Annotated in this window: 7 protein-coding genes and 1 pseudogene; 5 read left to right on the top strand and 3 right to left on the bottom strand. The window is 36.4% G+C overall.

The features are described 5' to 3' along the window. Positions 1-221 precede the first annotated feature (221 nt). The 3 genes from IEV15_RS14370 to IEV15_RS14380 are packed head-to-tail and all read right to left on the bottom strand — an operon-like array spanning position 222 to position 1,642. Entirely contained in the window at positions 222-833 is a 612-nt protein-coding gene (locus IEV15_RS14370) for an FAD-dependent oxidoreductase (protein ID WP_188363239.1), read from the bottom strand. Beyond that, positions 833-1,030, bottom strand: a complete 198-nt coding sequence (locus IEV15_RS14375) for a hypothetical protein (protein ID WP_188363240.1) — start codon at positions 1,028-1,030, stop codon at positions 833-835. The genes IEV15_RS14370 and IEV15_RS14375 overlap by 1 nt, the downstream gene beginning before the upstream one ends. 36 nt (positions 1,031-1,066) lie before the next feature. Beyond that, on the bottom strand, positions 1,067-1,642 hold the full coding sequence (locus tag IEV15_RS14380) for a MarC family protein (RefSeq protein ID WP_188363241.1): 576 nt from the start codon (positions 1,640-1,642) through the stop codon (positions 1,067-1,069). Positions 1,643-1,779: 137 nt separating this feature from the next. Here IEV15_RS14380 and IEV15_RS14385 point away from each other — a divergent pair, with 137 nt between their 5' ends. The 5 genes and pseudogenes from IEV15_RS14385 to IEV15_RS14405 all read left to right on the top strand — a co-directional run. After that, entirely contained in the window at positions 1,780-2,352 is a 573-nt protein-coding gene (locus IEV15_RS14385; protein ID WP_188363242.1) for a DUF3109 family protein, read from the top strand. A 256-nt stretch (positions 2,353-2,608) separates the two neighbouring features. Further along, the gene (locus IEV15_RS14390) at positions 2,609-3,586 is read left to right on the top strand and encodes a ribonucleotide-diphosphate reductase subunit beta (RefSeq protein ID WP_188363243.1); all 978 of its coding nucleotides are present in this window, start codon (positions 2,609-2,611) and stop codon (positions 3,584-3,586) included. A 145-nt stretch (positions 3,587-3,731) separates the two neighbouring features. After that, entirely contained in the window at positions 3,732-6,164 is a 2,433-nt protein-coding gene (locus tag IEV15_RS14395) for a ribonucleoside-diphosphate reductase subunit alpha (protein ID WP_188363244.1), read from the top strand. Between the two features lie 12 nt (positions 6,165-6,176). Further along, the gene (locus IEV15_RS14400) at positions 6,177-6,671 is read left to right on the top strand and encodes a TlpA family protein disulfide reductase (protein ID WP_188363245.1); all 495 of its coding nucleotides are present in this window, start codon (positions 6,177-6,179) and stop codon (positions 6,669-6,671) included. 217 nt (positions 6,672-6,888) lie between these two features. Further along, positions 6,889-7,140: pseudogene (locus tag IEV15_RS14405) on the top strand (hypothetical protein); the annotation flags it as partial. Between the last annotated feature and the right edge of the window lie 38 nt (positions 7,141-7,178).

Raw genomic sequence — 7,178 nt, forward strand, 5'->3', positions numbered from 1 at the left:
TAGCTATTATGAACGCACAAACTAGATGGAATGGACAAATTTTTCACTGGTCTGCTATTCAAAATGATTTAAATGCGTATTTTAGTGATAGAATAAAATGAAATGACACAGTTTATTGAACACTCCCAATAAAACTGGTTATGCAATAAGTGAAACGCTAATTTTCACCTAAACAGACAACAGACAACAGACAACAGACAACAGACAACAGACAACAGACACTACTCCCTCACACTATCATGCACATGAACATGCACGCCACCGTTCCACAACGTTAAAATGTCTGTTGCAACTGAAGCTCCGCTTCCGGCAGCAATGGAAAGTTGACTTCGCCAACCGGCTAAAACACCGCAAACATAAATGCCGTCTTTCACCAAATGGTCGTGATTCTTTAATTGAATACGATTTTTTTCAGCAATCGTTTTTTGATGTGGTATAACGAACGCTTCCAAACCTTCAATCGTAAAAGGATTTCCGGCTCCAATGCCAATAACTACAAGTTTGGTTTGATAAACAGATTTGTTGGTAACCACAGAGAAATTGCCGTTTTCTCCCTCAATTTTCAACACTTTTTCACTCGGAATCTGAGTAACATGAGGATAAAGGGATTGTAGTTGTTCTAAAGTTTCTACCAATAAATCTGCTCCTAATTTTCCGGCCGAAATACCATAGGCATTGTTGAATACAGCATCTTGTAAAGAAGATGATTTTTGGTGGGTAATTATGCCAATTTTCTTTGAGGCGGCAAAGGGTTTTTTGAAAGCAGAACCCAAAACTAAACCACACGAAACCGACGAAACACCGCCACCAATCAATAAAACATCAAATTGCATTAGTCCTTAAGTTTGTCTTCAATAGATTTTGACATTCTGAAAATCAATAATATTAAAATTGCACAAAACGAAGCGACAATTCCTATCATAGCAATCACACTGTCGTTGCTTAAAATATTATCAAAATCAAGTTGCGTTACATTAAAAACAATTAATGCAAATGCAAGAATAAAAAGTATATAGTGTAAAATTTTCATCAGAAATAATTCTCAACAAAGGTATTAAATGAAATACTATACAAAAAGCCCTTTAACATTAGCTGCAAATAATTTAACAGCAATAGCTAACAAAACAACACCAAACACTTTTCGAATGACGCTCAACCCGTTTTTGGTGAGTAATCGCTCTATTCGTGAAGATGATTTTAAAACACCATAAACCAATATAATGTTTAGCACTATCGCAATTATAATATTCACGGTTTGAAACTCAGCCCGAATGGATAAAATGGTTGTCATGGTTCCCGCACCGGCAATCAACGGAAATGCAATAGGAACAATAGAAGCAGAGGTTGATTCTTCATCACGATAAAGTCGGATGCCCAAAATCATTTCTAAGGCTAAAAAAAACAAAACAAACGAACCGGCAACGGCAAACGAGTTAATGTCAATGCCAATTAAACTTAAAATAGTTTCTCCAACAAACAAAAAAGCAATCATTATCACAGCAGCCACAATCGATGCTTTACCCGATTGAATATGACCTACTTTATTGCGTAAATCAATAATAATCGGGATACTACCAACAATATCGATTACGGCAAAAAGTACCATTGTAGCCGTAAAAATCTCTCTTAAATCCAATTCCATGACCTTAGTTTTGAGTGCAAAATTACCCATTTTTATTGCTTATACTGCATAAAAAACAAGAAATAATTATGAAATAACTACCCCTTCTATCAAACAAACCTTTGTACCTTTGTACTCATATTTTTATTCAAAATTTTATGTTTCAATTAGGTAAAACCATCGTTTCGGAAGAAATTCTGGAAAAAGAATTTGTATGTAATCTATCAGCTTGTCAAGGTGCTTGTTGTGTGGATGGGGATGCCGGAGCACCTTTATCTAAAGAAGAAACTATTATTTTAGATGAAATTTATCCTAAAGTAAAGCCCTTTCTTCGAAAAGAAGGAATTGAAGCAATTGAAAAGCAAGGCACTTGGATTAAAGGTGAAGATGGCGAGTTTGAAACACCTCTAATTAATGAGCAAGATTGTGCCTATGTGATTTTTGACGGAAAAACCGCTTTGTGTGGTATCGAACAAGCCTACAACCAAGGAATCATTTCTTGGAAAAAACCGGTTTCTTGTCATTTGTATCCCATTCGAGTTAAAGATTTCTCTGATTTTTCAGCAGTTAATTATCATAAATGGGACATTTGTAGTCCGGCTTGTTCTTTAGGAAAAGAATTGGAAGTTCCCGTCTATAAATTTGTCAAAGAAGCTTTGGTGAGAAAATTTGGCGAAGAATGGTATTTGGAACTGGAAAAAGTGGGAAAAGAATACCAAAAAGAAAAGTAGTTTTTTAAAAAGTTATCTTCCCAATTATTCCTTAAAAATTTACTTTTTCCCTCGCGACCTCCAATAAAGTAGTTTTTAATACGTTAAATAACAACGAGTTATGTTTGTTTTTTCAAAGTAAGAATAACATTACTCGTTGTTAAAAACTAAGCCCGATTGTGAATAAGTTTGGCTTTCATTTACCAATTTGAATTGCAATCTTTGTAACTCTCAAACACCAATTAATTTAACGCAACATAACTAAATATAGAAAAAGATGGCAGCAGTAGAACCAATTTTGCAAGAAAATAAAGATAGATTTGTAATTTTCCCCATTAAACATCACGATATCTGGGAATGGTACAAAAAAATGGAAGCAAGTTTCTGGACCGCAGAAGAGATTGATTTACACCAGGATTTATCGGATTGGAATACCAAATTAAATGAAGATGAAAAGTATTTTATCAAACACATTTTAGCATTTTTTGCCGCTTCTGACGGAATTGTAAATGAAAATCTGGCCGAAAACTTTGTTAACGAAGTACAATATCCCGAAGCCAAATTTTTCTACGGATTTCAAATTATGATGGAAAACATCCACAGCGAAACCTATTCGTTGTTGATTGATACCTATGTAAAAGACGAAAAAGAAAAAGACCAATTATTCCATGCCATCGAAGTGTTTCCGGCCATTCAAAAGAAAGCAAATTGGGCTTTAAAATGGATCAGTTCTGATTCGTTTGCAGAGCGTTTAATTGCTTTTGCTGCCGTAGAAGGCATTTTCTTCTCAGGAGCATTTTGTTCGATTTTCTGGTTGAAAAAGCGAGGATTAATGCCGGGATTGACTTTCTCAAACGAATTAATTTCGCGTGACGAAGGCGTGCATTGTGATTTTGCAGTGCATTTGCACAACCACCATTTGGTAAATAAAGTTTCAAAAGCCAGAATCACCGAAATCATAACAGATGCTTTAACCATCGAAAGAGAATTCATCACCGAATCACTTCCTGCAAGTTTAATCGGAATGAACTCCACTTTGATGACACAATATTTAGAGTTTGTTGCCGACAGATTATTGGTGGAATTAGGCTGCGAAAGAGTGTATAATTCAACCAATCCGTTTGATTTTATGGACATGATTTCATTGCAAGGGAAAACCAATTTCTTTGAAAAAAGAGTAGCAGAATACCAAAAAGCGGGTGTGATGAATACCGATTCAGATTCGCAAAAAATTAGTTTCGACGCCGATTTTTAACCCAGAACCCTTCGAGGGTTCCAAACCCTCGAAGGGTTCCAACCCTCGAAGGGTTCCGAGCTTCCGGGATTAGTTTCCCAAAAACAAGTTACAAATAACCCAAAACAGCAAAAGGGATTTTCTGTTTTAAAAAACAAGTAAGAGTATGTATGTAGTAAAAAGAGACGGCCACAAAGAGCCGGTAATGTTTGACAAAATTACAGATAGAATTAAAAAACTATGCTATGGTTTGAATGATTTGGTCGATTCTGTAAAGGTCGCCATGAGAGTGATTGAAGGATTGTATGACGGGGTAACTACTTCAGAATTAGATAATTTAGCAGCAGAAACTGCCGCTTCGATGACAATTGCTCATCCGGATTATGCACAATTAGCAGCTCGTATTGCTGTTTCCAACTTACATAAAAACACCAAAAAATCGTTTTCAGAAACGATGTCCGACATGTACCATTACGTGAATCCACGTACAGGTCAAAAAGCTCCTTTGCTTTCCGACGAGGTGTATGAAGCAATTATGGCCAATGCTGTAGAATTGGATTCCATGATTATTTATAACAGAGATTTTAACTATGATTATTTCGGTTTCAAAACATTAGAACGTTCGTATTTGTTAAAAATCAACGGAAAAATTGTAGAAAGACCACAACATATGTTGATGCGTGTTTCGGTGGGAATTCATTTGAATGACATCGAAGCGGTGAAAGAAACCTACGAATTAATGTCGAAAAAGTTCTTCACACACGCAACACCAACCTTATTCAACGCCGGAACTCCAAAGCCGCAAATGTCTTCATGTTTCTTGTTAACCATGAAGGATGATAGCATCGACGGAATTTATGACACGTTAAAACAAACAGCTAAAATTTCTCAATCAGCGGGTGGAATCGGACTATCCATTCACAATGTTCGTGCAACAGGTTCTTACATTCGCGGTACAAACGGAACATCAAACGGAATCGTACCGATGTTGCGTGTTTTCAACGACACCGCTCGTTATGTTGACCAAGGTGGTGGAAAAAGAAAAGGAAGTTTTGCCATTTATTTAGAAACATGGCATGCCGATATTTTCGAATTTTTAGATTTGAAAAAGAACACCGGAAAAGAAGAAATGCGTGCCAGAGATTTATTCTTTGCGATGTGGACGTCTGATTTGTTCATGAAACGCGTGCAAGACGATGCCTCATGGACGTTAATGTGTCCGAACGAATGTCCGGGAATGTGTGATGTTTACGGTGATGAATTCGAAGCCTTGTACCACAAATACGAAGCTGCCGGAAAAGGCAGAAAAACAGTTCGTGCTCGTGAACTTTGGGAGAAAATCTTAGAATCACAAATCGAAACGGGTACACCATACATGTTGTATAAAGATGCAGCCAACAGAAAATCCAATCAGAAAAACTTAGGAACGATTCGTTCGTCCAACTTATGCACGGAGATTTTAGAATATACATCACCGGATGAAATTGCGGTTTGTAATTTAGCCTCAATTTCTTTGCCAATGTTTGTGGAAAACGGACAGTTTGATCATCAAAAATTATATGATGTTACCAAACGCGTTACCAGAAATTTGAACCGTGTTATCGACAGAAATTATTATCCGGTTCCGGAAGCTGAAAACTCTAACATGCGTCACCGTCCAATCGGATTGGGTGTGCAAGGTTTAGCCGATGCGTTTATTTTATTGCGTTTGCCGTTCACAAGTGACGAAGCCAAACAATTGAATCAGGATATTTTTGAAACCCTTTATTTTGCAGCTGTGACCGCTTCTATGGAAATGGCAAAGGAAGAAGGACCCTATTCTACGTTTAAAGGATCGCCAATTTCACAAGGCGAATTCCAATACAACCTTTGGGGATTAAAAGACAGCGATTTATCAGGTCGATGGGATTGGGAAAGCTTGCGAAAAGAAGTGGTAGAACACGGCGTGAGAAACTCATTGTTAGTAGCTCCAATGCCAACAGCTTCCACATCTCAAATCTTAGGAAACAACGAAGCATTCGAACCTTATACATCGAATATTTATACAAGAAGAGTACTTTCCGGTGAGTTTATCGTGGTAAACAAACACCTGTTAGAAGATTTAGTAAGCCTTGGTTTATGGAACGATACCTTGAAACAAGAAATCATGCGTCACAACGGTTCGGTGCAAAACATTGAAGCCATCCCACAAGATATCAAAGAATTATACAAAACCGTTTGGGAAATGAGCATGAAAGACATCATCGACATGTCGCGTCAACGAGGTTATTTCATTGACCAATCGCAATCCTTGAACTTGTTTATGGAAGGAGCAACCTACGCCAAATTAACCTCCATGCATTTCTACGCTTGGCAATCAGGTTTAAAAACCGGAATGTATTACTTGCGTACAAAATCTGCCGTAGATGCAATCAAGTTTACATTAAACAACGACAAAAAAGCAGAACCGCAAGAAGTAAAACCGCAACCGGTTATTCAAAAATTAGAATCCATTGCAGTGCTAAACGAACCCGTAGAAATGACTCCGGAAGAATACAGAGCCATGATTGAAATGGCCAAAAATGCAGGTCCGGAAGATTGTGAAATGTGTGGGTCGTAAATTTATTTTGTTATGAAGATAAGAATTGCAATACTACTTGTTTGTTTTTTTTCTTTGACTTCGTTAGCACAAAACAAAAAGCTTTGGGCTAAGTCATATATTGATAAGAAAGCACCGGAATTGGTGGTGGAGGAATGGATTTCTGAAAAACCAAATACTGAAGGGAAATTTATTTTAATTGATTTTTGGGCAACTTGGTGTGCACCATGCAAAAGAGCAATTCCAGAATTAAATGATTTTCAAGAAAAATTTAAAACAGACCTTGTAATCATTGGAATAAGTGATCAAACAAAAGATGTTATTGTTAATTTTAATGCTCCTAAAATAGAATATTTCAGTGCAATAGACACAAAGAAAGTTTTAAAAAATTTGTATGAAGTTGTCGGTATTCCTCATTGTGTTCTTATAGATCCGAAAGGAATTGTTAGATGGGAAGGATATCCATCTTTAGAAGGACATGAGCTAACAGAGAAAGTTATTAACGATATTATTTCAAAATACAAATAGCAGTTTTAAACTTCTATGATGCAGAAACAGCTAGCTACGGTTAGCTGTTTTTTTTTATTGCAAAGCATGATAAGTAAAATTTTGCTCTGATTTTTTTTTAATGAATTGCAAGTCACAACTATTTTTTTATCTTTAAAGGGTTGAAAGAAAATTTTTGAATAAGTCACGTTCTTATAGATAATGTCATTTTTATGAGGTAGAAGATTACTATCCTTTTGGAATGCTAGTGCCAAACCGACATGGTAGTGCTGAATCCTACCGCTATGGGTTTAATGGGATGGAGAAGGACGATGAGATAAAAGGGGAAGGGAATAGTTATGATTTTGGAGCGAGAATGTTGGATCCGAGAGTTGGTAGGTGGTTTGCACCTGATCCGATAAGAGTATGCTCAATAAACTGTGTCAAATATAAAAAATGGATGTTTAAATTTTTTAAATTTGATTATTATGAGCGAACAATTCGATTTTGAGTCTTTCTCTAAGTCAGCCATAGAGAAATTAAAACAAG

The sequence above is a fragment of the Flavobacterium orientale genome (assembly GCF_014638005.1).
Taxonomy (GTDB): Bacteria; Bacteroidota; Bacteroidia; order Flavobacteriales; family Flavobacteriaceae; genus Flavobacterium; species Flavobacterium orientale.